Source organism: Bradyrhizobium sp. 1 (genome assembly GCF_023073315.1).
In the GTDB taxonomy this organism is placed as follows: Bacteria; Pseudomonadota; Alphaproteobacteria; order Rhizobiales; family Xanthobacteraceae; genus Bradyrhizobium.
The window spans coordinates 120,157-142,478 of record NZ_JADPJH010000020.1 but is presented as its reverse complement, the minus strand read 5'-3'; the positions used below and the strand labels follow the sequence as shown (position 1 = coordinate 142,478).

The window sequence follows — 22,322 nt, the reverse complement described above, 5'->3', positions numbered from 1 at the left end:
ATCGCCTAAGGCCGCCAACGACCAATTCTTGCTCAGCCTCGACGGGGCAAGACATTTTTCGCTAAATCAGAAATTAACGATCTCAACCGACAAGTGATTTCGGCGCCCCAGCGATTTCAACGACTTGGCTACGGTGCATGGGGTTGTTTTCGAGCTTTTTGCTTTGGCCGGTCCCGGACCGCCTTGCTCATGCGTCAGTGGCGCTTGAAATATTGCACCTCGCGCTCGTGCTTCTCCGCCGCCGCACGGCTTCTGAAGGTACCGAGGTTGCGGCGCTTGCCGGTCTTGGGATTCACCTTGCGCGAATAGAGACGGTATTCGCCGGATGCGAGCTTGCGGATCATGGTTGCGCCTCCTGTCATGCTTTCGGATTCAACCCGCTCGGCACGCGATCCGTTCCGCGTTTCTCCGCCGGGGATCAGAAGCACAGCGTGGTGACGAGCTTGCCCTGCTTGTCCTTGATCGCATAGGGACAGCGCAGCCGCTCCAGCGCCGCCTTGGCGTCCTCGTCGCCGAGCGCTGAAGCGCGCTCGTAATAGGCCTTTGCGGCGTCCTTGTCCTTCGCACCGCCGCGGCCTTCCTGCGCGAAGGCACCCATCCGCTCCAGCGCGCCGGAATGGTTTTGTGCCGCCGCCTTCTCGAACAGCGCCCGCGCCGCAACGTCGTCCTTCGCGCCGCCCGTACCTTCGGACAGCATCAGGCCGAGCTGGTACTGCGCCTCCGCGTTGGTTTCGGCGGACTTGCTCAGCAGCGCGCGGGCCTGCGCGGGATCGGCCGGAACCGCACCACCTGCACCGCCGACGGCGGCAAGGTTGCTGACGCCGCGGGGATTGCCTGCCTGCGCCGCCTTCTCGAACAATTTGCGCGCCTGCGCCTCGTCCTTCGCAACGCCGGAGCCGGTGCCGTAGAGCACGCCGAGCTCGACCATGGCCGCGCTTGATCCCTTGTCGGCCGCCTTGCGCCAGGCGGCAATCGCCTCCGCCGTCTGCCGGTTGGCTGCATAGGCGCGCCCGAGCGCGAACATCGCGCGCCGCGACGATGGTGCCGCCTGCTTGCAGAACTTGATGGCGGTCGCAACGTCTGAGGAAGCGATCTCGCTCACGCCCTTCACATCGGCCGGCTTGTCGGGATCGCTGGGATCGGCGGCGACCCGGTCGCACAGGACGAGGTCGGCCGATTGCGCATGTGCAGCCAGGGGCGCGGCGAGCGCGAAAATGATGGCAAGGAGATAAGTTCGCATGGACACCACGTTGCGTCCGCGTGCCGGCGATTTCAAGGCTCGAGTCCCGATTGGCGCAGCACCGGCACGACCTCGGGCGATGCCAGATAGCGCAGCAGCCGGTCGGCGGCTTCGGCATTGTTCGCATTGGCCATGCGGCCGGCGGAGAACACGGCCGGTGTCTGCAAATCGTGCGGGACCGGGCCGACGACCTCGATGCCCGCGACCTGCTTCAGCTCGCTGATCTGCTGTACGGCCAGATCAGCCTCGCCGCTGACGAGCCGCTCCGCGGTAAAACCTTGCTCGACGATGGTCGCCTTGGCGTTGATCTCATCCGCGATCCCCATCCGCACGATCAACTGGGCGAAATACACGCCGCTCGCGCCCAGCCGCGAATAAGCGACTGACCGCGCCGCAAGCACCGTCTTGCGCAGCGCGGCTTCGCTGGCGATATCGGGATGCGGCTGCCCTGCCCGCACGGCGATGCCGACGAAGGAGCGCGCCAGATCGGCTGCGGTGCCGGCGATCACGCGGCCCTCGCCGATCATCTCGTCGAGCCCCTCGCGCGTCAGGATCACGAGATCGGCCGCCTCGCCGTCGCGCAGGCGCTTGAGCAGCGCCAGGGTCGGCGCGAAGTCGGCATCGACGTGAATGCCGCTCGCGGTCTCGAAGGCGGTGGACAGGCTGCGCATCGCCCCCATCAGGCCGAGCGTCGAGAGCATGCGAATGGTGCTTGTCATGTGTCTTCCCGGATATCGATCAGGCGCTGTGCATCAGCTTGAGCGCGGCGGTCAAGCGCAGGCTGCGCTTGCCGGCGAGCGCCGTTGCGTCCAGCACCGCCTGTTCCGCGTCATAGCTGCCGGAGAAGCCGATGCCGACCTCGTGGCCGCCGAAGATCGGATCGTCCTTGGCCGGCGTGTGCTCCTGATTGAGGATCTGGCCCTTCCAGCGGCCGTTCGCGGCGGTGTAGCTGCCGAGATAGTAGAACGAGGCGTCGCCGCCAAGGATGCGGCCCCGGTTGAGCAGCATCACGCCGGTCAGGCCGCCATCGACGCCGTCGAGCATGCGCAGGTGAACCGAGTAAAGACCGTCGGCAATGCCGCCCTCGCCGACACTGCCCGCGATCGGCACCTCGCCTTCCGTGATCGGCGTCATCACCGACTGGAACGGCACGCCGGGCAGCTCCCTGAGCTCGCCCTTCAAGCGATAGAGATCGCCGTCAGGCCAGCCCTTTGCGAGCAGGGTCGCATCGTCGGTGCCCGCCATGGCACGGTAGGTCGGGTCGGGGTTGTGGCGCACGGTCTTGATGACGATGTCGACGCCGACTTCGGTTCTCTCATAGGTGCCGATATGGGCGAAGGCCGAATTGCCCCCCAGCATCTTGCCATTGCCGACATGCATCACGCTCCGGCCGACGGCGTCGCCGAGCTGAAATCTCGTCTTGTAGAAGCCTTCAAACACCAGCCGTGTCCCCGGCCCCGCGCGCATCGGAGAGCACTCTATCCCGGTTTGGCCGGCGATGGACAGACTGCAAGCCGGCATGGCCGGCAGACCCACAACAATGGCTGTCATCAGAATGCAAAAATCCGCCGGAGCCTTTCGGCTCCGGCGGATTGAATGCCAACCCGGGCCAGCCCCCTAGCCCGGGCCGGGAGGATCTTAGGCGACCGCCTTCTGTTCGGTCGGCACGGACGCGATCGTCTTCAGGATCTGCGAAGCGATCTGGTATGGGTCGCCCTGCGAGTTCGGACGGCGGTCTTCCAGATAGCCCTTGTAGCCGTTGTTGGCAAAGGAGTGCGGAACGCGGATCGAAGCGCCGCGATCGGCAATGCCGTAGCTGAACTTGTTCCACGGCGCGGTCTCGTGCTTGCCGGTCAGACGCTTGTCGTTGTCCGGGCCGTAGACGGCGATGTGGTCCATGATGTTCTTGTCGAAGGCCGCCATCAGCGCCTCGAAATACTCCTTGCCGCCGACCGTGCGCATGTACTCGGTCGAGAAGTTGGCGTGCATGCCGGAGCCGTTCCAGTCGGTGTCGCCGAGCGGCTTGCAGTGATACTCGATGTCGATGCCGTAGCTCTCGGTGAGCCGCTGCATCAGGTAGCGAGCGATCCACATTTCGTCAGCGGCCTTTTTGGAGCCCTTGCCGAAGATCTGGAATTCCCACTGGCCCTTCGCCACTTCGGCGTTGATGCCTTCGTGGTTGATGCCGGCGGCGAGGCAGAGATTGAGATGCTTCTCGACGATCTCACGCGCGACCGCGCCGACATTCGAATAACCCACGCCGGTGTAGTACGGGCCCTGCGGCGCCGGATAGCCAGCCTCCGGGAAGCCGAGCGGACGGCCGTCCTTGTAGAAGAAGTATTCCTGCTCGAAGCCGAACCAGGCGCCGGCATCGTCGAGGATGGTCGCGCGCTTGTTGGTGGAGTGCGGGGTCTTGCCATCGGGCATCATGACTTCGCACATCACCAGCGCACCGTTCTCCCGCGCGGCGTCCGGATAGACGGCGACCGGCTTCAGCACGCAATCCGAGCTGTGGCCTTCGGCCTGCTGGGTGGAGGAGCCATCAAAGCCCCAGAGCGGAAGCTGCTCGAGCGTCGGGAACGACGCGAATTCCTTGATCTGGGTTTTGCCGCGCAAGTTCGGAGTCGGCGTATATCCGTCGAGCCAGATGTACTCGAGCTTATACTTGGTCATTGAGCCTCTCTGTAGATGATGCGAAAGGTGGGGGCCCGGGGGCCCCCGCACGATTGTTTACCCGGCCACTATCGGCCGACCCTTTCCAAGCATTTTACGTGCCAAAAGGCCGCAGCGCGGGAGGTTATCCACCGCGACCCGGGCCTCCCGCTGTTGCTAAACCGTCCACGGCAGCGTGCGTCATAGAAGCGCACCTTCTCGTGAAGCTGCACTGCAAAAATCCCGCGTAAAACGCATGATTCTGGAGCAGATGGTGCATTGCCAGAGGTTGCCGATGAAACGCGCATCAACGTGCGGCAATTTTTGCAAAGTCAGGAGCCCCCGCCCGCAACCTTCGCAATGGCCCAAGCGTTAGTCATCAACGTGGTGCCTTGGAGAATGCAGACGGCTCTCTGCCTACAAAATGAGCTGAGCCTGATTTCCTTTTCAGCACTTTGCATTTCGGAGTGCGGCGCCGATATGGGGACTCCAGTAACCACAAGCCAACGAGTCGGGCGCACCATGGAGGCAAGCGCTTGGGCCCGAGGAGATACCGCAATGATGAACAACGGACTGAGTCAGGGATCGGCAACGATCTATCAATTCCCTGTCGGGGGCCGCGCGGCTCTTGCAGGACGCCACTCCGGTGAGACCCGCCTTCCTGCTGACCGTCTCTCGCTCCCCGTGAACGAGACGATCTGCAGCGGCAGCTGGTACCATCAGGAAGCCGTCGATGAGGCCAAGCCGAAATGGGATCGCTGATGCCTGCGTTTGGTTTGATACCCCAGCGCTCCCACATGCGCCGGGCGGCAATCTAAAAAGGGTCGAAACAACGAGGTTTCGGCCCTTTTTGATTCGTGTTGTCGTTCCGGCTAGAGCCCGGGCTTGTCGACCGCTGCGCAGGCCTCACCGGCCGCTTCAGATGCTTGACCGTAGTGGCCCCGCTCTTGGGAATCCTCAGCGTGATCCCCGCCCCCGAATAGCGCGCGCCGGAAACCGTCAGCCGCTTGGCAAGCGTGGCAGGCTCGCCGTCGATCTGGAGGAAAGCGCGCTGGTCCTCGTCATAAAACCCGACGATGAACTGCGTACCATCGGCGCAGCGATAGGTCCGGAACGTCTGCGCATCGGCCTGCCGCGCAGCGAAAATTCCGCCCGCCAGCATGGTGATCGCCAAAACAATGGCCTTGTGCCGGTCCATGATCGCCCCCTGTAATAGTCCACCGGCAACATAACAAAAGCTGATCCGATGCAAGACTCCTCTGTGCAAGCCTCCCCTCTCCGTCATCTCGCCCTGCAAGGCGCCAGCAATTTTCGCGATCTCGGCGGCTACGCCACAACTGACGGCCGCACCACGCGCTGGCGCCACATCTTCCGATCCAACCATCTCGGCCAGCTCACCGCCGCCGACATCGAGATCGTCCGCGCGCTCGGGGTGCGAAGCGCATTCGATTTTCGCGGCGTCGAGGAGCGCGCGGCCGGCGTCTGCGTGGTGAACGAGATCACGGTGCACTCGCTGCCGATCGAACCGACAGTCGTGGCGGGGCTGCGCGCCGAGCTCGCCAGGGGCAGGCTGACCGCACCGGTCGCGCTCGAGCTCATGCGCGAGTCTTATCGCAACTATGTCCGCCACAACACGCACAGCTTTCGCGCGCTGTTCGGCCATCTGCTGGAAGACCGCGCGCCGCTCGTGATCCATTGCACCGCCGGCAAGGACCGCACCGGCTTTGCCGGCGCGCTGATCCTGCATGCGCTCGGCGTGGCCGACGAGGTCATTGCCGAGGACTATTTATTGACCAACCAGCACTACAAGCGCGACGCGACGGCCGCCATCGATCTACCCGAGGACGTGCGCAATGCCATCGGCAACGTCGAGGCCTCTTACCTCGCGGCGGCGTTCGAGGCCGTCAGTAGCGAATACGGCGATCTCGAAACCTACTTGCGCGACGGCCTCAAGCTCGGCACTGCAGAGCAGACCGCACTGAAGGCGCGTTATCTGCAGGTGTGATCAGGATTTCTGCCCAGCCGCCAGCCATCCCGCCGCCGTGGTTGCGTCCGTGATCGCCTTGCACAGCGCCTTGGAGACCTGAAGCGTGCTCCAGTCGCTCTGATGGAGCTTGTCGCCATCCGTGGGGTCGAGCAGTTGCTCGAACGACACCTCGTTGCTTACGTGCCAATGCCGCATCAGAGCCCAGCGCTGAAACACGCTGATCTTCGCTTCATCGGCGATTTTTCGGATCTCCGAAACCATCGTTTCCGAAAGCTCCGCCTTGTCATCACGGAGCATGGCCGTCACATATTGCGGGTCGATCAACACGACGTCGATCGGATGCTTGGCAAGTAGACGCACGCCCTCGGCAATCTTGTCGACGACCTCCTTGAAATTGAAGTCCTGCTTGCGAAAGACGGCATTGGTGCCGACCTGCCAAAGCACGAGAGGCGGATTATCGCAAAAGATATCGGCATCGAAGCGATCGAACTCTTTCGGAGCTTCCTCTCCACCCCTGCCCCGATTCAAGACGTCGATCCGGACATTCGGCAAAGGTTCGGCGTAGTGCTGCCTCAGATACATCTCGAGACGATAGGGGTAAGGCACGACGTCAGCCCGCCCTGCCGTCGAGGACGATCCCATCGCCACGACGCGAACCGGCCCTCCTCCACGCAGCGCGTCGAAGAAGTTTGATAGTGGGCGCTCAAGCTTGATGATGCCTTGGGGAATGTCCACGACAGGCAGACTTTCGGACATATCGCCCCCCTCCCGCCATCCAAGGTTGTAGCAATCATTCAGCCTTGAAGCCGCCGCCATTGCAAGTCCAATTCAGCCCGCGCAATAGTCAACCCGAAGTGAAACGACGGAGAGTCTCGTGCAGGGAAAAGTCATTGTCGTGACCGGAGCGCTCGGCGCACTGGGCAAGGTGGTCGCTGAGGCTGCGCAGTCTCGCGGCGCACGGATCGCCGGCATCGATCACGCCCCCTCGCAGATGTCGGCGACGCCTGAAAGAATCGAGATCGGCGGCGTCGACCTGTCCGACGCGACGCAGGCGACAACGGCGGTCGAGACCGCCGCGAAGCACTTTGGCCGGCTCGACGCGCTGATCAACATCGCCGGCGGCTTCGCCTTCGAGACCGTCGGCGACGGCGACATCAAGACATGGCAGCGAATGTATGCGCTCAACGTGCTGACCGCGCTCAACGCCTCGCGCGCGGCGCTGCCGCACCTCGCCGCGTCCAAGGCCGGCCGCATCGTCAATATCGGCGCCATGGGCGCGCTTCAGGCCGGCTCCGGCATGGGCCCCTATGCGGCGTCGAAGGCCGGCGTGCATCGCCTGACCGAAGCGCTGGCGAGCGAGTGGAAAGGTAAGGTCACGGTGAACGCGGTGCTGCCCTCGATCATCGACACAGGGGCCAATCGCGCCGACATGCCGAAGGCGGACTTTTCCAAATGGGTGACGCCGCAGGAACTCGCCGAGGTGATCCTGTTCCTCGTAAGCGATGCCGCAAGCGGCGTCACCGGCGCGCTGCTCCCGGTGGGCGGGCGGGTTTAATCCGGCACCAATAGCCGCAGATTGCCCTTGAAGCGGATGCTCTGCTTGCCTGCGAGCGCGATGCCCTCGCCATAGGCGGTCTCGTCATTGTAAGTGCCGCTGAAGCCGATGGTCACGGCCTTGCGGCCCCACACCGGGCGCTCGTCGAATGAGGGTGAGTGCTCCTCGTTGGTCAGCTCGCCCTTCCACTTGCCGTCGGCCGAGGTGTAGCTGCCGTAGGCGAAGAAGAATGAATCGCCGCCGCGCATGGTTCCGTCACGCAGCACCATAACGCCCTGATTGCCGCCCTGGACCGCATCGAGCATCTCGATGCGAATGTGATAGAGCCCGTTCCTGATTGTCATGTCGCCAGTGCCAGACTGTCCCGCCCGCAGGATAGCCGGATCATCGGTTCCCGATCAAATGGCGCGGGAGCGCCAAGTCCGATCCGGGCTAAGCTGCCCGCAACTGATTCTCGGATCTGAACGCAAGACTCGAAAGCTATCCTTGGAAACTGAGCTTTATCTCCCCGTCAAACGCTTCCTCGAAGAGCTCGGCTTCTCGGTCAAGGGCGAGATCGGCGGCTGCGATCTCGTGGGCCTCAGCGCCGGCGATCCGCCGGTGGTGGTGATCGGCGAGCTCAAGCTCGCCTTCAATCTCGAGCTGATCCTGCAGGCGGTCGACCGCGCGCCCGCCGGCGACGAGGTCTGGATCGCCGCTAAAATGTCGGTGCGTGGCAAGGGACGCGAGAGCGATGCGCGCTATCGCAATCTCTGCCGCCGGCTCGGTTTCGGTATGCTCGGGGTAACCGACCGCGGCCAGGTCGAGGTGCTGGTGAAGCCGCCGACGGCAGCCCCGCGGCGAGAGCCCAAGATTCGTTCGCGCCTCGTGGCCGAGCATCAGCGCCGCCAGGGCGATCCCGTGCTCGGCGGCAGTACGCGCGCACCGATCATGACGGCCTATCGGCAGCAGGCGCTGGCCTGCGCCTCGGAACTTGCGGCAGGCCCGCGGCGCGTGAGCGAATTGCGCCAACGCTGTCCCGACGCCGGCAAGATCATGCTTAACAACGTGTATGGCTGGTTCGAACGCGCTGAGCGGGGCATCTACCGGCTGACCGAGGCCGGACGCGCGGCGTTGAAGCGTTGGCCGCAAGCGCCTGTGAAAGACACCGCCCGCGAGGCATCCCCGCCCTAGCGGCACTTACATCGGGAGACGTCGCATGATCGTTGTGACCGGCAGCGTAACGACCCGACCCGAGACGTTCGAGGAGGCGCGGCGCCTGAGCCTCGAGCACGTTCATCGGTCGCGACAGGAGCCCGGCTGCATCTCGCATGCCGTGCATGTCGACTGCGAGAACCCGCTCAGGCTGGTGTTCTTCGAGCAATGGGCTGACCGCGCAGCCTTGGCCGCCCATTTTGCGGTATCTGCGTCCGGTGCGCTCGTGCGCAACTTGCGCGCGTTGGCCACGGGCCCGACAACCCTCGACCTTTATGACGCCAGCAAGCTCGAGAAACCGTGAGTGCATAGCTGAGATGCCACACCAAATTTATATTGCAATGCAACATCGGCGGCACTAGGTATCCCGGCATCCAAACGAGGCCGTTATGAACGCAGACTGGAATACCAAATATGGCACGCGGCGCGTGCGCCACGATCCCCCGACTCTGGACGAGGCGATCTTCGCCGCCGTCGGCATCACCGACGATCAGGAGCAGCAGGCCGAGATCGCCGCAGCGCTGATGGGCATGCCGCTGGATGTCGTGCAGGCCGAAGTCAAGAAGCAGGTTCGCACCAACAGCCGCATCACCTCCACTCGCGTGATCGCCGGCGAACAGGGCGCACAGCGCTCGGTGGTGGTCGAGCGCCGCGTCGTGCGCCGCTTCGGCAACGACAAGCGCACCGGCACCTGAGCGCATCATTCCCTGCCCCAAAACAAAAGCGGACCGGTTTTAGCCGGTCCGCTTTTTGATTCAGGTGGCTTTCGCTTCAGGCGGCGCGATTGCCGTACATGCTGGAGATGATCTTCCAGCAGGTCGAATTGAAGCTGAGCAAAGCGCGCCCCGCCGTGAACGGCGAGGCCGCGAGATCGGCGAGCTCGGCTTCCGGTGTCTTGATGAGATCGATCGTGCCGGTCGATTCGCCATGGCGGAATTGCAGATTTGCGCCGAACTTCCGGGCCAGCGCGCGCATGGCGTGATTCTCGGCGCCGGTGGTAATACGCAGGCGCTTAAAGCCCTTCCAGCGCGCTTCGGCGATCAGACGGCTGAACAGGATCGTGCCGACATTCTGGCGGCGCGCGGAGGCTTCCACGCTGAAGGCGACCTCGGGCAGCGAATCGCCCTCCGGCGGATGCAGCTCGGCCGCACCGCGGACCATGCCCTCGACGATGTAGGCTACGATCACGGTGCCGTCCTCGGCGCAGCGGGCGGCATAGCGCTCGATGAAGCTGTCGTCGAGAAAGCCGTTGAAACGGTCGTGCCGGCTCGCGGCATCGAGCCTGAGCAGGTGATCGCGCAGAAGCGGCAATTCTTCCTGCTGGCTCAAGGTCCGCACATAGCCCGGAACGGACTGCGCGCGGGTGGTATCTTCAAGTGCTGAATCTGCTTCGCGTGACAAGTCAAAACTCCTCTTGGTATCCCTCGAGGAGGCGTTCGAATCCCTAGGCCTCCAATATTGTGCGCCGCAGCAAATTTTTCAAGACGGGAACCTGCCCAAGTTTGAGGCATTGAACGCGACTAATTCGTTAACAAAATCAAAGCCCCGTAGTCTTACAGGATCAGCTGCGTCTGGGTCACCAATGCGACCAGCTTGCCGTCTTCGGTTTCCAGCCGGGTGGTCCAGACCTGGGTGCGACGGCCCCGGTGCACCGGGGTCGCGGTTGCGACGACCGTGGTTCCCTCCTTGGCCCCGCCGATGAAATTGGTCTTGCTCTCCAGCGTGGTCGTGCCCTTGGCGTCCTCCGGCAAATTGATCACGGTCGCCGCCGCGCCGACGGAATCAGCCAGCGCCATCACTGCGCCGCCATGGATGGTGTGGTGAAGCGTGCAGAGATCGGGGCGAACGATCATCCGCGCCACCACGCGATCCTTCTCGGCCTCCACGAACTCGACGCCCTTGAGCTCGGCGAACGGCATCTTCATCGCTTTAAGTTTCTCGAGCGGCGTCATCAGAAATCCTCCCAATTCATTGTTGCCTCAGCGTGAATTGCTTCGCGCGGCAAAGCAATGACGTCGGAGGTCATGGCCACCGTGACATCGCCTGCGGCATCAGCGCATATGCTCCTCCCATGCGCCACTTCCCACCCCGCCGCATCGTCTGCCTGACCGAAGAGACGGTCGAAACCCTCTATCTGCTCGGCGAGCAGGATCGCATCGTCGGCGTCTCCGGCTACGCCGTCCGCCCGCCACAGGTGCGACGCGAGAAGCCGCGGGTGTCGGCCTTCGTCTCCGCAGACATCCCGAAGATCCTGTCGCTGGAACCGGACCTGGTGCTGGCGTTCTCCGACCTCCAGGCCGGCATCGTTGCCGATCTCGTCCGCGCCGGCGTCGACGTCCACGTCTTCAACCAGCGCGAAATTGCCGGGATTCTTGCGATGATCCGGACACTGGGCGCGCTGGTCGGTGCTGCCGGGCGTGCGGAGGAGCTCGCTCAAGGTTTCGAGCGGCGCCTCGCCACGATCGCGGCAACACCCCGCCCTTCGCCGCGCCCAAGGGTCTATTTCGAGGAATGGGACGAGCCATTGATCTCGGGCATCGGCTGGGTGTCGGAGCTGATCGAGATTGCCGGCGGCGAAGATGTGTTTGCGGAGCTGCGCTCTCGGCAGGCGGCAAAGGATCGCATCATCTCGGCGGATGCGGTGCAGGACGCAGCACCCCACGTCATCCTCGCCTCCTGGTGCGGCAAGAAGGTTGTTCCTGCCCGCATTCGGGAACGCGATGGCTGGGGTCAAATTCCGGCCGTACGGGACGGCCGTATCGTCGAGATCAAGTCGCCAATTATCCTGCAGCCGGGACCGGCAGCGTTGACGGACGGGCTCGATGCAATCGTGACGGTGTTGTGGGGCGAACTCAAATAGCGAGATCGCAGCTCTCGTGTCCCGGACGCGCTGCAACGCGCTGGCGTTGCTGCGCTGAGCCGGGACCCATCTCACAACGGAATCCCTGCAGCGTGGCCCCGGCTCTGCGGCGCACCGCTGAAGAAGCGCTGCGCCGCGTCCGGGGCACGGCAGACCTCACGTCACCGCATTCACGACCTGATACTCCGGCTGCCGCCACACCTCGCCTGCGATCACCTCCTCGATGATCCCGGCCGCCCTTATCACCTCAGCCTCGCCGATATACAGCGGCGTGATCCCGAACCTCATGATGTCAGGCGCGCGGAAATCGCCGATGACGCCGCGGGCGATCAGGGCCTGCATCGCGGCGTAGCCGCCGTCGAAAGCGAAGGAGACCTGTGAGCCGCGTTGCCCATGCGCGCGCGGGGTCACCAACGCCAGAGACGGACAACGGCGTTCGACCTCGGCGATTAGCAAGTCGCCGAGCGCCAGCGAACGCGCCCGCACCTCGGCAATATCGACGCAGTCCCAGATATCCAGCGAAGCCTCCAGCGCGGCCATTGCGAGCACCGGCGGCGTGCCGACGCGCATGCGCTCGACGCCGCCCGCGGCCGCATAGCCAAGCTCGAACGCAAACGGCTTTGCATGCCCCATCCACCCCGACAAGGCGGCGCGTGCACTGTCGGCATGGCGCGGCGCGACGTAGAGGAAGGCCGGCGCACCCGGGCCGGCGTTGATGTATTTGTAAGTGCAGCCCGCGGCGAAATCTGCACCGCAGCCGGCGAGATCGACCGGCAATGCACCGGCCGAATGCGCGAGATCCCAGACGGTGACGATACCGAGTGCATGCGCTTTCTCCGTCAGCTTCGCCATGTCGTGGCGGCGACCGGTACGGTAATCGACCTCGGTGATGTACAGGACGGCGATCTCGTCCGACAGCGCGGCCTCGATCTCCTTCGGCGCCACCAGGCGCAATTGATGACCGCGCCCCAGCGTCGCAATCAGGCCTTCGGCCATGTAGAGGTCGGTCGGAAAATTGCCGGTGTCCGACAGGACAATCTTGCGCGACGCGTTCATGTCGAGCGCAGCCGCAAGCGCCTGATAGACCTTCAGCGACAGCGTGTCGCCGACCATGACGGATCCGGCCTCCGCGCCGATCAGCCGCGCGATGCGATCGCCGACTACGCGCGGCTGGGCGTACCAGCCCGCGCTGTTCCAGGCACGGATCAGTTCGTTGCCCCACTCGGTCGTGATGACGCGGCTCACGCGTTCGGCAACACCGAGCGGCAGCGCGCCGAGCGAATTGCCATCGAGATAGATCACGCCGTCAGGCAGATGGAACAGCGCTTTGGTGTCGTGATAGACGCGATATCTGGTCATGGAGTTATTCTTGGGCATTTCTACAGGATGGTGCGGACGCGCCAGAGTTCGGGGAACAGCTCGACCTCCAGCATGCGCTTGAGATAGCTGACGCCGCCGGTGCCGCCAGTGCCACGCTTGAAGCCGATGACGCGCTCGACCGTCGTCACATGGTTGAAGCGCCAGCGGCGGAAGTAGTCCTCGAAATCGACCAGCTTCTCCGCGAGCTCGTACAGCATCCAGTGCGTCTCCGGCGCCTCGTAGACGATCCGCCAGGCCTGGAGCACGCCCTCGCTAAAACTGTGGGTCTCGCGGACGTCGCGCGCCAGCACGGCCGCCGGCATCGTGAGCCCGTTGCGGTCGGCGAGCCTGAGCACTTCGTCATAGAGGCTTGGCGTCGCGAGCTCGGCTTCCAGCAGTTTTGTCGTTTCCTCATCGTGCGCGTGCGGCTTCAGCATGGCGTGGTTGCGGTTGCCGAGCAGGAATTCGATCAGCCGGTATTGCCGCGACTGGAAGCCCGAGGACTGGCCGAGCTGCGAGCGGAAGCGCGTGTATTCGCTCGGCGTCATGGTGCGCAGCACGTCCCAGGCGTTGTTGAGCTGCTCGAAGATGCGCGACATCCGCGCCAGCATCTTCATCGCGGGCTGCACCTCGTCTTTGGCGATGGCGCCGCGCGCGGCACTGAGCTCATGGATGGCAAGCCGCATCCACAGCTCGGTGGTCTGATGCTGGATGATGAACAGCATCTCGTCATGCGCCTCCGACAGCGGATGCTGCGCGCCGAGGATCTTGTCCAGCGCCAGATAATCGCCATAGGACATCCGCCGGGCGAAATCGGTCTCGGCGCCTTCCTTCGTGGGATCGTAATCGCTGGACGTCATGGCTGGCCCTTTCGATCGATCATCCCTCGCGCCATCAGTCGAGGCCGATCAGGCGCGCGGTGATCTGCGACGATGGATCCCTAAGCCCGTCGATGACGGTGAAATGGTTCAGCGCAGGCTCCACCACGAGGCGTGTCGGCACGTCGAAACCGGTCCAGACATTGGCCATCAGGTCGGATTGGCGGATGAACTCCGGCCGCTCGCTGCCGCCGACCCAGGCCGTCACGGGCGAATGCCCGCGCGGCGGATGCAGCGCCGCGCTTTCGAGCGTCGCCTCCTCCATCGTCATGCCGAGAGTCTCGTTCATCCTGGTCTTGAGCAGCGGGCGCAGATCGTGCAGGCCGCTGATCGAAAGTGTGCCGGCGATACGGTTGAAGATTGCGGGCTCGAGCCGGCTGTCGTCACACAGCATGCGCGTGACGAGATGACCGCCGGCCGAATGCCCGGCGAGCCGGATCGGTCCTGCGACGAGCAAAGCCGCCTTGGCGATCGCGGCGGTGATCTCTGCTGTGATGTCGGAGATGCGCGCGGCCGGCGTCAGCGTGTAGCTCGGCAGCGCCACGGTCCAGCCGTGGTGCCGTGCGCCTTCCGCAAGATCGGTCCAGGTCGATTTGTCGAAGCGCATCCAGTAGCCGCCATGGACGAAGACGACGAGGCCCTTGCTGTCGCCGTCGGGCAGGATCAGGTCGAGACGCTGGCGCTCACCGGAGCCATAGGCGATGTCGGCGCGGAAATCCTTCAGACTGGCGCGGTAGGCGGCGGCCCGTTCCGCCCACTGTGCCGGCATCTTGTCCGAGCCCGGGATATGGGCCGAATTGGCGTAAGCATCATCCCAATCGCGCATCGTTGCTCCCGAGGACTCGTCCTGCGACCAGATGCCAGTCTGCCACCGGTCAAGGCGGCATCCTAGTCTTTATTTTAAGCTTAAAGGATTTGGGGAAGCTCGTGTTGAGGGCAGCGCAGCGGCAAGATATTTCCGCTTAGATGCTCCAGCAAGCGAGACATCGTAGGGTGGGCAAAGCGCAGCGTGCCCACCATCTTCGTCGTATCGGGGAGGACTGGTGGGCACGGCGCAAGAGCGCCTTTGCCCACCCTACGAGATCTCGCCCGCTACGCCTTCTCCACCCCGCACCATTCCGCGATGAACAGCGCCATCGCCTTGGTGGTCTTCTTCAGCGACTCCAGGTCGACGAATTCGTTGAAGCCGTGCATCTCACCGCCGCTGGCGCCGAAGCATAGGCTGGGGATGCCGTAATTGAGACCATAGAAGCGGGTGTCGGTGAGCGCGGTGAAGACGAGGTCCTCGACCGCGCCGCCATAGACCTTGTTGAAGGCCTTGCCGAATGCGGCTTCCGGTGCAGCAGAGTCGGTCAGCTCGTAACCTTCCGACAGGAAGCCGGACCATTCGACCTCCGGCGGATTGTTGGCGAGGAAGCGGTGGTTGCGCGAGGCAGCAGCGACGCAGGCCATGATCTCCTTCTGGTGATCGGCCACCGACCAGCCCGGCAGGATCGCGATGCGGCAATCGACATCGCACCAGGCCGGCACGCTGGAAGCCCAATCGCCGCCCTTGATGATGCCCGGGTTGAAGTTGATGGGGTGATTGAGAGTCTTGAAATGACGATCCGCCTTGGCGCGCTCGTTCCACTCGATCTCGAGCTTTTGCAGGGCATGTACGAGATGATAGGCCGCCATGATCGCATTGGAGCCTGAGCCGGCAAAGGCGACATGGGTCGGATGGCCCTTCACGCGCAGCCGGAACCAGATCACGCCGACCTGCGAGCGCACCATCTTGCCGGCGGTCGGCTCCGGAATGAAGCAGGCGTCCGCGCGATAGCCGCGCTGGAGCGTCGAGAGCGCGCCGACGCCGGTGCTCTCCTCCTCGATCACGGACTGGAAGTGAATGCGCGCCGTCGGTGTGAGCCCGGCGGCCTTGATCGCATCGAGGGCATAGAGCGCGCCGATGGTGCCCGACTTCATGTCACAGGCACCGCGGCCGAACATCTTGCCGTCCTTGATGACGGGCGAGAACGGCGGCGTGTCCCACAATTCCAGCGGCCCTGCCGGCACCACGTCGCAATGGCCCTGGAGGATCAGCGATTTGCCGGCCTCGGTCTTGGGACGATAGGTGCCGACCACGGTGCGCGCCTTCGAGAAATCATGCTCGATCGGGCCGAAGCCGCGCAGGTCCTTGAGATCGTCGACATTGATGTGCCAGTCGTCGACCTCGTAGCCGCGTGCGCGCAGGAGGTCGCCGATCATGTCCTGGCATGGCCCCTCCGCCCCGCGGGTCGAAGGGATCGCGACGAACTCGCTTGTGGTCGCAAGCTGGGCTTCGAAGCCGGCATCGACGGCGTCAAGAATCCTCTGCTGCGTTTCGGCATTCATCAGGCTACTCCGGGCATCCAGTTGGTCGAAGGAGCGCGCAAGCTAGCCGATTTCAGCCGTTCGGGTACTCCACAAAATATGCATCCCGCAATGCATCTTCGAGCAGTCGGCCTTCCGAATAGCCAGCGAGTGTCGCAGGCCGGCTGACGCCGTCGAGCAGGCGCGGACACGGCTCGGGCGCGCCGAGAACGGTGCGCACGGGAATGCGCTCGGCATAAACAGGCAATTCGTAGTCCTCCTCGTCGTCGGCGACACCCTTGGCGCGGATTTTTGCGGAGGCTTCCTCGATCTCCATCGCGATGAACGAGGTCGCCTTGATCTCCTGGGTGCTGCTCGTCCGCAGGCTCGCGGTGCGGTCCGGGAAAAAGCGATCGACCATCGCGATTACCGCCCGCTCCTTCTCGTCCGCGTCGGTGACGAGATAGGCGGTGCCGAACGCCATCACCGCGCGGTAGTCGGCGGAATGGTTGAAGCCGCAGCGCGCCAGCACGAGGCTGTCGAGATGGGCGACCGTCAGGCACACCCGTTCGCCCTTGGTCTGGTTGCGCAGCATGCGGCTGGCGCTCGAGCCGTGCCAGTACAGCTTGGTCCCCTCGCGCCAGAAGAAGGTGGGCGTGCAATAGGGCTGACCATCGATCGCATAGGAGACGTGGCACATCATCGAGGAATCCAGGATGCGGTGAACCGTCTCGTGATCGTAGAAGCCGCGGTCGTGACGGCGCTTGACCTGATTGCGCGCTGACGTCGGATAGGAATTTTCGCTCTCGGTCTGGCTCACGGCCGCTCCTGTCGGGAATGGAACAATCCAGGAGAGTTGTAGCCGTGGATTTGGTCTGCGATAGTGCCAATTCCATGCAAAAAATTCCAACCAATTCTTCCTCGCCCGGCAAGGCTGAGCTGCCGCTCGACCTCACCGGGCCGCACATCACCGCAGGCGCTTCCGCCGCGCACCGGCTGTATCAGGCGCTGTGCGAGATGATCGTCTCCGGCCTCGTCAAGCCCGGCGAGCCGCTGCCGCCATCGCGCACGCTGGCGAAGCAGACGGGCTTTCGACGCAACGCCGTCGTCACCGCCTATGAGCGCCTGATTGCCGACGGCTTTGCCGACGCGACCGTCGGCTCCGGCACCTTCGTCGCCGCGCGCATTCCGGCACGCGCGACTGAACCGAAGAAGCCGAAGATCGTGGTCGAAGCTCCAAAGCAAGGCGCCTTCTCGCTCGGCTGCACCCATATCGACGAGCGCGCGGTGCAGCGTTTTCGCGCCTTCGTCGGCCGGCGCATGCGCGCGTTCGGATCCGAACATCTGCATTACGGCGATCCCCGCGGCAGCCGCGAACTGCGCGCGGCGATCGCCGATCATCTGTTGTCGGCGCGCGGCCTGCGCTGCGATCCCGACCAGATCATGCTCACATCAGGCACGCTGCATGCGCTGCGGATCGTGCTGAGCGCGATCCTCAAACCCAACGACCAGGTCTGGTGTGAGGACCCGGGTTACCCCGCTGCGCGCAACACCATCGCGCATTGCGGCTATCGCGCCGTGCCGGTCCCCGTCGACCAGCACGGCATGCGCGTCGCCAAAGGCCGCACCGCGGGGCCCAACGCACGCGCCGCCTATGTGACGCCGTCGCACCAGTTTCCGCTCGGCGTGCAGATGTCGATGCCGCGACGGCTCGAGCTGCTCGACTGGGCGAAGCAAGTTGGCGCCTTCGTGTTGGAAGACGATTACGACAGCGAGTTCCGCTATGACGGCGCGCCGCTGATGTCGCTCGCCGGCATCGATCATCTCCAGCGCGTGATCTACATGGGCACCTTTGCCAAGACGCTATTTCCGGGTCTGCGCATCGGCTATTGCGCCCTGCCCGAGCGCCTGATCGGCGACGTGACCGCCGCACGCGCCGCGCTCGACCGCTTTCCCGGCACGCTGATGGAAGGCGCGGTCGCCGACATGCTCAATTCCGGCGCGTTCGCCGCGAATTTGAAGCGGGTGCGAAAACTTTATCGGGAGGCGCGCGACGCACTGGCCGAGACGCTGGAGGCCAGATCCGACGGTGCATTGTCTGTGCCGGTGCCGTCGCAGGGGCTGCACCTCGTCGCCCGGTTCGATCCATCGGTCGAACTGTCGGTCGCAGCAGAGGCAAAGCGGGCCGCCGGCGCGGAAGGCTGGCTGCTAGCCGACACCTATTCCCGCGCGCGTCCCCTGCCCGGCTTCGTCCTGGGATTTTCTGGGCACGCGGTTCCACAACTCGTGGCATCGGCAGAACGGCTCGCGCGGGAATCGCGCGCCGCCTTGCGCGTTAAAGGCAAGTCGGCCCGGCGAGCGTGACAAAGGTTTACTATCAGAATCGCGAACCGGCCCCTACATTGCGGAATTGACGCCGGGACCTTTCGCCATGCTTCTCCGCCACGCAGCCTGCCTCTCGCTCCTGATCTCCGTTACGCTCGCGACGATGGCGCATGCCGTCACGGTCGGACGCGAACAGGACATCACCGATCTCAAGCTCGGCCAGCGCGTGCAGGTGGATGACGGAACCTGCCCTGCCGGGCAGGTCAAGGAAATACGCGGCGCGAAGATGACCGACCAGGGCGTGGCACGGACCGCTTCCTGCGTACCGCGGTTTGGTCCGAAATCGAAGTGAAGGCTTAGGATTTCGCCGGGTCGAACATGCACTGAAGGGTTGGCTTGGCGATCTTGGTGAAGGTCGGGCCGATCTCGCTTTGCTTCGACGCCGGCACCCAATCGGTCTCGATCGTAGGCACGCCGGTCTCGCTGATGCCGCGCAAAAGCGCCTCGCGCAGGTCGCGGTCCTCAACGGCCGCGGCGGCATGATCATGCAGGCAGCCGCAGACTTCTTCGGGATGTTCCCACCGCCCGAGCATTCGCGGCGCGCACTGGCGCACAAACTCGGTGCGGGGGTCTGGTAGCCTGGAGGGAGCGCGGACCTGCGCCTCGGCGGCACTGATCGTCAGAAGGGAGATGAATGCTGCGGCGCAAATGCGGAAATTCATGATGGCCTTTGACGGCTGATTTTTTTGTCGGCGATCAGAAGCGCGCGGCAACAACGATCGGCTGCGGCGCCGTCGTGGTGATCGGCGAGCCGCTGTACTGGAAGGTGCCGATACCGGGGAGGTTGCCATCAGGTGCGCCGGCAAACGAGGAACCGGCGAGCACGAAACCGAAAGCAAGGATGAAGCTGAGCGCGCGCATGGTCTTGTCCCTCAATCGGTGGCCGGCGGTGCGCCGTCGTCGTTGTGAACCTGATAACCATGGGCGGTTTCGCGCGTGATGCGCCAAAAACGGAAAATGGTTTCATCTTTGTGAGAATTGTTTCGTCGGGTCCGGGACGACGAAACATTCAGCGAAAAAACCCAATCTTATCAGATGGATCGCGCTGCGGTTCAAAGTCGCCTGGCAGGCTCCGTTCGCGCTTGAAACTTGCCGCGCGCAGCACGCTGTCATGTCCGCGCCTTCACCGCTTCACACGCATTTTACGTTTTTCTGCTGAACAGAAACCCAAACGAAGGCTGGGTCCCGTCGAACCGAAGGCGCGTCGGCTGCGACCCAAACCATCGAAACCGAGAAGCCCGGAACCACCGGGCGCGTTCAGTTGAGGGATTGCCATAATGACGGCGCAAGATCGCGCAACGGCGCGCGACGCGGACCGCGACGACCAACAGTCCATTCGCAACGGCGTCGGCGTCATGGCGATACAGTCGGGCCGCGGCTATGAAGCCGTGCCACAAGCGTTCGTGCGACTGACCGGCTCGCATCTCGCGAAGCCGCGCGTCAACCGCACTGTCGTCACTGAGTGAACGCAAGCGCGTCAGCGCGTCACTGAGTGAAGAACTCTCCGCACTTCTGGACGTTTGCGTCCCCCGGTCCCCACGGCATGACCGGCACCGTCGAGGTCGAGTTCTTCGGCGAGCCCTCGATCAGCCTGTCCGAATAGACCATGTAGACCAGCACGTTGCGCTTGGCGTCACAGCCGCGCACGATCTGCATCTTTTTGAAGAACAATGAGCGGCGCTGGCGGAACATGTCGTCGCCCTGCTCCATCTTGTTCTTGAACTTGATCGGACCGACCTGGCGGCAGGCCAGCGAGATGTCCGAGACCTCCTCGGCAAGGCCGAGCCAGCCCTTGAAACCGCCCTTCTCGGGTATGGTGAAATGACAGGCCACGCCCTCGACCTCGGGATCATCGAGGCCGTAGGTCGCGAGCTTGTCGTTCGGGCTCATCCATTTGAACACGGTGGAGCGGCGGAAGATCAGATCGGGCTCATCGGCGGCAGATGCGGACGCCACAGGCGCGAGCAGAGCCAGAAGGAATAAAGCGAGGCCTTTCAAGCGGATGCTGGAAAGACCGGGGAAACGAGATGACATGAAGTTCTCCGGTAACAAGTCCTGACAATGTAGGCATGGGGTGGCCGCTCAGGAAGATGACAGGCCGCGCTCCGCGGCCGCCGTTTACCGTCCTGTGAGGCTTTTTTGCTACGAGTTGGACAAAAGTAGCTGACGGCAGAACCGCCCTGCTGGTGAACGCGTATCCCCTCTGCGACACTAACGTCTGATTTGGATTATGGATTCGAGGATGAATAGCGTGAACGGGTCTGGTTTTTCTGCCAAGCCGGCACGGCTCTGGCAGGTCGCCATTTTGACGGCGGCGGGTGCGATCGGTACGGCCAACCGGGCTGAAGCAGCATTTTACTACTGGCCGGATTATTCCGACGGGTCCTACGCCTCGCGGCAGGATCGGCATTCCGAAGTTCCCCGCCAGAAGCCGCAAAAGCGCGGTGCGGCCGGCAAAAAGGACGCCGTCGCCGAGAAGGAAGTCGGCGCCAAGCCGCAAGGCCCCCTCGTCATCGTCGTCTCGATCGACCGGCAGAAGGTGACGGTCTACGACACCCATGGCGTCTTCGCGGAATCTCCGGTGTCGACAGGCATGAAGGGCCATTCGACGCCGATGGGTGTGTTCAGCGTCATCCAGAAGCACAAATTCCACCACTCCAACATCTATAGCGGCGCGCCGATGCCGTACATGCAGCGGGTCACATGGTCCGGCATCGCGATGCACGCCGGCGTGCTGCCCGGCTATCCGGCCTCGCATGGCTGCATCCGCATGCCGATGGCGTTCGCCGTGAAGATGTGGAATTGGACCAAGATGGGCGCGCGCGTGATCGTCGCGCCCGGCGAGATGACGCCGCACGATTTCCAGCACCCGTTGCTCGCCTCCGTGCGCGTGCCGCCGCAGCCCGCGGCCAGCCTCGCGCCCCAGACCAGTGCCGGTGACAAGGCGGACAAGGCTGCCGCCGACGTCAACGCCAGCGACGCGAAGCCGGTTGAGACCAAGACCGCCAGCGCCGATGCCGTGCTGGAGCTGCGCTCGTCGGTCGGCCACACCGTGATGTCGGATATGACGACCGGAAACGCGCCTGTGCGCGAGGAGGCCGGCACATCAACAGACAAGGTCGAGGCATCTGACGCGACCAAGTCCGCCAGCACCGAAGCGAAGCCCGCCGAGGCCGCGGAAGCACCCAAAACTTCGACGCCAACCGACGACAAGGTCGAGTCTGCCAAGACCGAGCCGACCAAGACAGAGCCCGCGAAAGCCGAGCCTGCCAACGCCGAAGCCGTCGACAGCGCGAAGAAGCCCGACGCGCCCCTGACGGCTGCGGCACCAGCGCCTGATACCAAGAAGGACGAGAGCCGCGTCGCCGAGCCCGCGCCGGCGGCAAAGCCGGAAGCGCCGAAGCGGGCCGGACAGATCGCGGTCTTCATCAGCCGCAAGGATTCCAAGCTCTACGTGCGGCAGAATTTTGCGCCGTTGTTCGAGGTGCCGGTCACGATCGCCGCGAGCGACCGGCCGCTCGGCACGCATATCTTCACCGCGGAAGTCGACAAGACCGATTCCAATGCGCTGCATTGGTCGGTGGTGTCGCTGCCCGTCTCGGCGCGCTCGGCCGCACGCGAGGACGACAGTCGCGTGACGCGCCACCAGCGTGGCGCCGCCGTGATCCCCGTCGCCGCCAAGCCTGTTACAGTCAAGCCCGTGGTCGCGCCGGACAGCCCGACCGAAGCCCTCGACCGCATCGCGATCCCCGCCGACACCATGGCGAAGATCAACGAGATGCTGACCTCCGGCGGCTCGATCATCGTCTCCGACCAGGGCATCAACCAGGGCGAGACCGGCGAAGGCACCGATTTCATCGTCCGCCTGTACTAGGCCTCGTCGG

At 64.0% G+C, this 22,322-nt stretch carries 28 protein-coding genes and 1 pseudogene; 11 read left to right on the top strand and 18 right to left on the bottom strand.

Translation table 11 applies throughout. From position 1 onward, the window contains the following. Positions 1 to 194 precede the first annotated feature (194 nt). From IVB29_RS16680 to IVB29_RS16660, 5 genes are all read right to left on the bottom strand, one after another. Positions 195 to 344 (bottom strand): hypothetical protein, encoded by a 150-nt coding sequence (locus IVB29_RS16680; RefSeq protein WP_007591825.1) that lies wholly within the window; start codon positions 342 to 344, stop codon positions 195 to 197. Positions 345 to 418: 74 nt separating this feature from the next. Then, the gene (locus IVB29_RS16675) at positions 419 to 1,240 is read right to left on the bottom strand and encodes a tetratricopeptide repeat protein (protein ID WP_247504460.1); all 822 of its coding nucleotides are present in this window, start codon (positions 1,238 to 1,240) and stop codon (positions 419 to 421) included. Positions 1,241 to 1,272: 32 nt separating this feature from the next. Further along, a complete protein-coding gene (locus tag IVB29_RS16670; RefSeq protein WP_247504459.1) occupies positions 1,273 to 1,959 on the bottom strand; it encodes a substrate-binding domain-containing protein in 687 nt (228 codons plus the stop codon). A gap of 19 nt (positions 1,960 to 1,978) precedes the next feature. Further along, a complete protein-coding gene (locus IVB29_RS16665) occupies positions 1,979 to 2,680 on the bottom strand; it encodes a GrlR family regulatory protein (RefSeq protein WP_247504468.1) in 702 nt (233 codons plus the stop codon). A gap of 198 nt (positions 2,681 to 2,878) precedes the next feature. After that, positions 2,879 to 3,913 (bottom strand): glutamine synthetase beta-grasp domain-containing protein, encoded by a 1,035-nt coding sequence (locus IVB29_RS16660; RefSeq protein WP_247504458.1) that lies wholly within the window; start codon positions 3,911 to 3,913, stop codon positions 2,879 to 2,881. A gap of 537 nt (positions 3,914 to 4,450) precedes the next feature. On the opposite strand from IVB29_RS16660, the gene IVB29_RS16655 reads away from it, so the two are divergent. Then, complete coding sequence (locus IVB29_RS16655; RefSeq protein ID WP_247504467.1) at positions 4,451 to 4,654, top strand: DUF2735 domain-containing protein; 204 nt, start codon at positions 4,451 to 4,453, stop codon at positions 4,652 to 4,654. 110 nt (positions 4,655 to 4,764) lie between these two features. On the opposite strand, the pseudogene IVB29_RS16650 reads toward IVB29_RS16655, so the two are convergent. Beyond that, positions 4,765 to 5,090 (bottom strand): annotated as a pseudogene (locus tag IVB29_RS16650) (MliC family protein). 63 nt (positions 5,091 to 5,153) lie between these two features. Between IVB29_RS16650 and IVB29_RS16645 the strand changes: the two are divergent. Further along, positions 5,154 to 5,897, top strand: coding sequence for a tyrosine-protein phosphatase (locus IVB29_RS16645; protein ID WP_247504457.1), 744 nt, complete (start codon positions 5,154 to 5,156; stop codon positions 5,895 to 5,897). On the opposite strand, the gene IVB29_RS16640 is transcribed toward IVB29_RS16645, so the two are convergent. Next, positions 5,898 to 6,635 carry an SGNH/GDSL hydrolase family protein gene (locus IVB29_RS16640; RefSeq protein WP_247504456.1) on the bottom strand — a complete coding sequence of 246 codons (738 nt, stop codon included), beginning with the start codon at positions 6,633 to 6,635 and terminating at the stop codon, positions 5,898 to 5,900. A 118-nt stretch (positions 6,636 to 6,753) separates the two neighbouring features. Here IVB29_RS16640 and IVB29_RS16635 point away from each other — a divergent pair, with 118 nt between their 5' ends. Next, a complete protein-coding gene (locus IVB29_RS16635; RefSeq protein ID WP_247504455.1) occupies positions 6,754 to 7,434 on the top strand; it encodes an SDR family oxidoreductase in 681 nt (226 codons plus the stop codon). Here the strand turns inward: IVB29_RS16635 and IVB29_RS16630 are convergent. After that, on the bottom strand, positions 7,431 to 7,778 hold the full coding sequence (locus tag IVB29_RS16630; protein WP_247504454.1) for a GrlR family regulatory protein: 348 nt from the start codon (positions 7,776 to 7,778) through the stop codon (positions 7,431 to 7,433). The genes IVB29_RS16635 and IVB29_RS16630 overlap by 4 nt on opposite strands. Positions 7,779 to 7,920: 142 nt before the next feature. Between IVB29_RS16630 and IVB29_RS16625 the strand changes: the two genes are divergently transcribed. The 3 genes from IVB29_RS16625 to IVB29_RS16615 all read left to right on the top strand — a co-directional run bounded on the left by IVB29_RS16625 (position 7,921) and on the right by IVB29_RS16615 (position 9,323). After that, the gene (locus IVB29_RS16625; RefSeq protein WP_247504453.1) at positions 7,921 to 8,607 is read left to right on the top strand and encodes a DUF2161 family putative PD-(D/E)XK-type phosphodiesterase; all 687 of its coding nucleotides are present in this window, start codon (positions 7,921 to 7,923) and stop codon (positions 8,605 to 8,607) included. Positions 8,608 to 8,632: 25 nt separating this feature from the next. Next, entirely contained in the window at positions 8,633 to 8,932 is a 300-nt protein-coding gene (locus tag IVB29_RS16620) for a putative quinol monooxygenase (protein WP_247504452.1), read from the top strand. Between the two features lie 85 nt (positions 8,933 to 9,017). After that, positions 9,018 to 9,323 carry a hypothetical protein gene (locus IVB29_RS16615; protein ID WP_007591844.1) on the top strand — a complete coding sequence of 102 codons (306 nt, stop codon included), beginning with the start codon at positions 9,018 to 9,020 and terminating at the stop codon, positions 9,321 to 9,323. Positions 9,324 to 9,399: 76 nt separating this feature from the next. On the opposite strand, the gene IVB29_RS16610 is transcribed toward IVB29_RS16615, so the two are convergent. Both IVB29_RS16610 and IVB29_RS16605 read right to left on the bottom strand, forming a co-directional pair. Further along, a complete protein-coding gene (locus tag IVB29_RS16610) occupies positions 9,400 to 10,029 on the bottom strand; it encodes a GNAT family N-acetyltransferase (RefSeq protein ID WP_247504451.1) in 630 nt (209 codons plus the stop codon). A gap of 152 nt (positions 10,030 to 10,181) precedes the next feature. Beyond that, positions 10,182 to 10,580: a PaaI family thioesterase gene (locus IVB29_RS16605; RefSeq protein ID WP_247504450.1), complete on the bottom strand. Its 399-nt coding sequence runs from the start codon at positions 10,578 to 10,580 to the stop codon at positions 10,182 to 10,184. Positions 10,581 to 10,699: 119 nt separating this feature from the next. Here IVB29_RS16605 and IVB29_RS16600 point away from each other — a divergent pair, with 119 nt between their 5' ends. Further along, positions 10,700 to 11,488: a cobalamin-binding protein gene (locus IVB29_RS16600; RefSeq protein ID WP_247504449.1), complete on the top strand. Its 789-nt coding sequence runs from the start codon at positions 10,700 to 10,702 to the stop codon at positions 11,486 to 11,488. Positions 11,489 to 11,644: 156 nt separating this feature from the next. Here IVB29_RS16600 and kynU read toward each other — a convergent pair whose 3' ends face one another. The 5 genes from kynU to IVB29_RS16575 all read right to left on the bottom strand — a co-directional run bounded on the left by kynU (position 11,645) and on the right by IVB29_RS16575 (position 16,873). After that, positions 11,645 to 12,847 carry a kynureninase gene (kynU, locus tag IVB29_RS16595; RefSeq protein ID WP_247504448.1) on the bottom strand — a complete coding sequence of 401 codons (1,203 nt, stop codon included), beginning with the start codon at positions 12,845 to 12,847 and terminating at the stop codon, positions 11,645 to 11,647. Between the two features lie 20 nt (positions 12,848 to 12,867). Further along, the gene (kynA, locus tag IVB29_RS16590) at positions 12,868 to 13,707 is read right to left on the bottom strand and encodes a tryptophan 2,3-dioxygenase (RefSeq protein ID WP_247504447.1); all 840 of its coding nucleotides are present in this window, start codon (positions 13,705 to 13,707) and stop codon (positions 12,868 to 12,870) included. A gap of 34 nt (positions 13,708 to 13,741) precedes the next feature. Further along, the gene (locus IVB29_RS16585; protein WP_247504446.1) at positions 13,742 to 14,551 is read right to left on the bottom strand and encodes an alpha/beta hydrolase; all 810 of its coding nucleotides are present in this window, start codon (positions 14,549 to 14,551) and stop codon (positions 13,742 to 13,744) included. A 266-nt stretch (positions 14,552 to 14,817) separates the two neighbouring features. Then, complete coding sequence (locus IVB29_RS16580) at positions 14,818 to 16,095, bottom strand: ArgE/DapE family deacylase (protein WP_247504445.1); 1,278 nt, start codon at positions 16,093 to 16,095, stop codon at positions 14,818 to 14,820. Between the two features lie 52 nt (positions 16,096 to 16,147). Next, complete coding sequence (locus IVB29_RS16575; protein WP_247504444.1) at positions 16,148 to 16,873, bottom strand: pyridoxamine 5'-phosphate oxidase family protein; 726 nt, start codon at positions 16,871 to 16,873, stop codon at positions 16,148 to 16,150. A gap of 74 nt (positions 16,874 to 16,947) precedes the next feature. Here IVB29_RS16575 and IVB29_RS16570 point away from each other — a divergent pair, with 74 nt between their 5' ends. Together IVB29_RS16570 and IVB29_RS16565 are read left to right on the top strand one after the other, a co-directional pair. Next, positions 16,948 to 18,417, top strand: coding sequence for a PLP-dependent aminotransferase family protein (locus tag IVB29_RS16570; protein ID WP_247504443.1), 1,470 nt, complete (start codon positions 16,948 to 16,950; stop codon positions 18,415 to 18,417). 67 nt (positions 18,418 to 18,484) lie between these two features. Beyond that, a complete protein-coding gene (locus IVB29_RS16565; RefSeq protein ID WP_247504442.1) occupies positions 18,485 to 18,730 on the top strand; it encodes a DUF6719 family protein in 246 nt (81 codons plus the stop codon). A 4-nt stretch (positions 18,731 to 18,734) separates the two neighbouring features. On the opposite strand, the gene IVB29_RS16560 is transcribed toward IVB29_RS16565, so the two are convergent. Together IVB29_RS16560 and IVB29_RS16555 are read right to left on the bottom strand one after the other, a co-directional pair. Then, positions 18,735 to 19,100 (bottom strand): hypothetical protein, encoded by a 366-nt coding sequence (locus IVB29_RS16560; RefSeq protein WP_247504441.1) that lies wholly within the window; start codon positions 19,098 to 19,100, stop codon positions 18,735 to 18,737. 34 nt (positions 19,101 to 19,134) lie between these two features. Continuing rightward, a complete protein-coding gene (locus tag IVB29_RS16555) occupies positions 19,135 to 19,299 on the bottom strand; it encodes a hypothetical protein (RefSeq protein ID WP_247504440.1) in 165 nt (54 codons plus the stop codon). 416 nt (positions 19,300 to 19,715) lie between these two features. Between IVB29_RS16555 and IVB29_RS16550 the strand changes: the two genes are divergently transcribed. Next, positions 19,716 to 19,904 carry a hypothetical protein gene (locus IVB29_RS16550; protein WP_247504439.1) on the top strand — a complete coding sequence of 63 codons (189 nt, stop codon included), beginning with the start codon at positions 19,716 to 19,718 and terminating at the stop codon, positions 19,902 to 19,904. 19 nt (positions 19,905 to 19,923) lie between these two features. On the opposite strand, the gene IVB29_RS16545 is transcribed toward IVB29_RS16550, so the two are convergent. Further along, a complete protein-coding gene (locus IVB29_RS16545) occupies positions 19,924 to 20,472 on the bottom strand; it encodes a CreA family protein (protein WP_247504438.1) in 549 nt (182 codons plus the stop codon). 208 nt (positions 20,473 to 20,680) lie between these two features. On the opposite strand from IVB29_RS16545, the gene IVB29_RS16540 reads away from it, so the two are divergent. Next, positions 20,681 to 22,312 (top strand): L,D-transpeptidase, encoded by a 1,632-nt coding sequence (locus IVB29_RS16540; RefSeq protein ID WP_247504437.1) that lies wholly within the window; start codon positions 20,681 to 20,683, stop codon positions 22,310 to 22,312. Positions 22,313 to 22,322 lie beyond the last annotated feature (10 nt).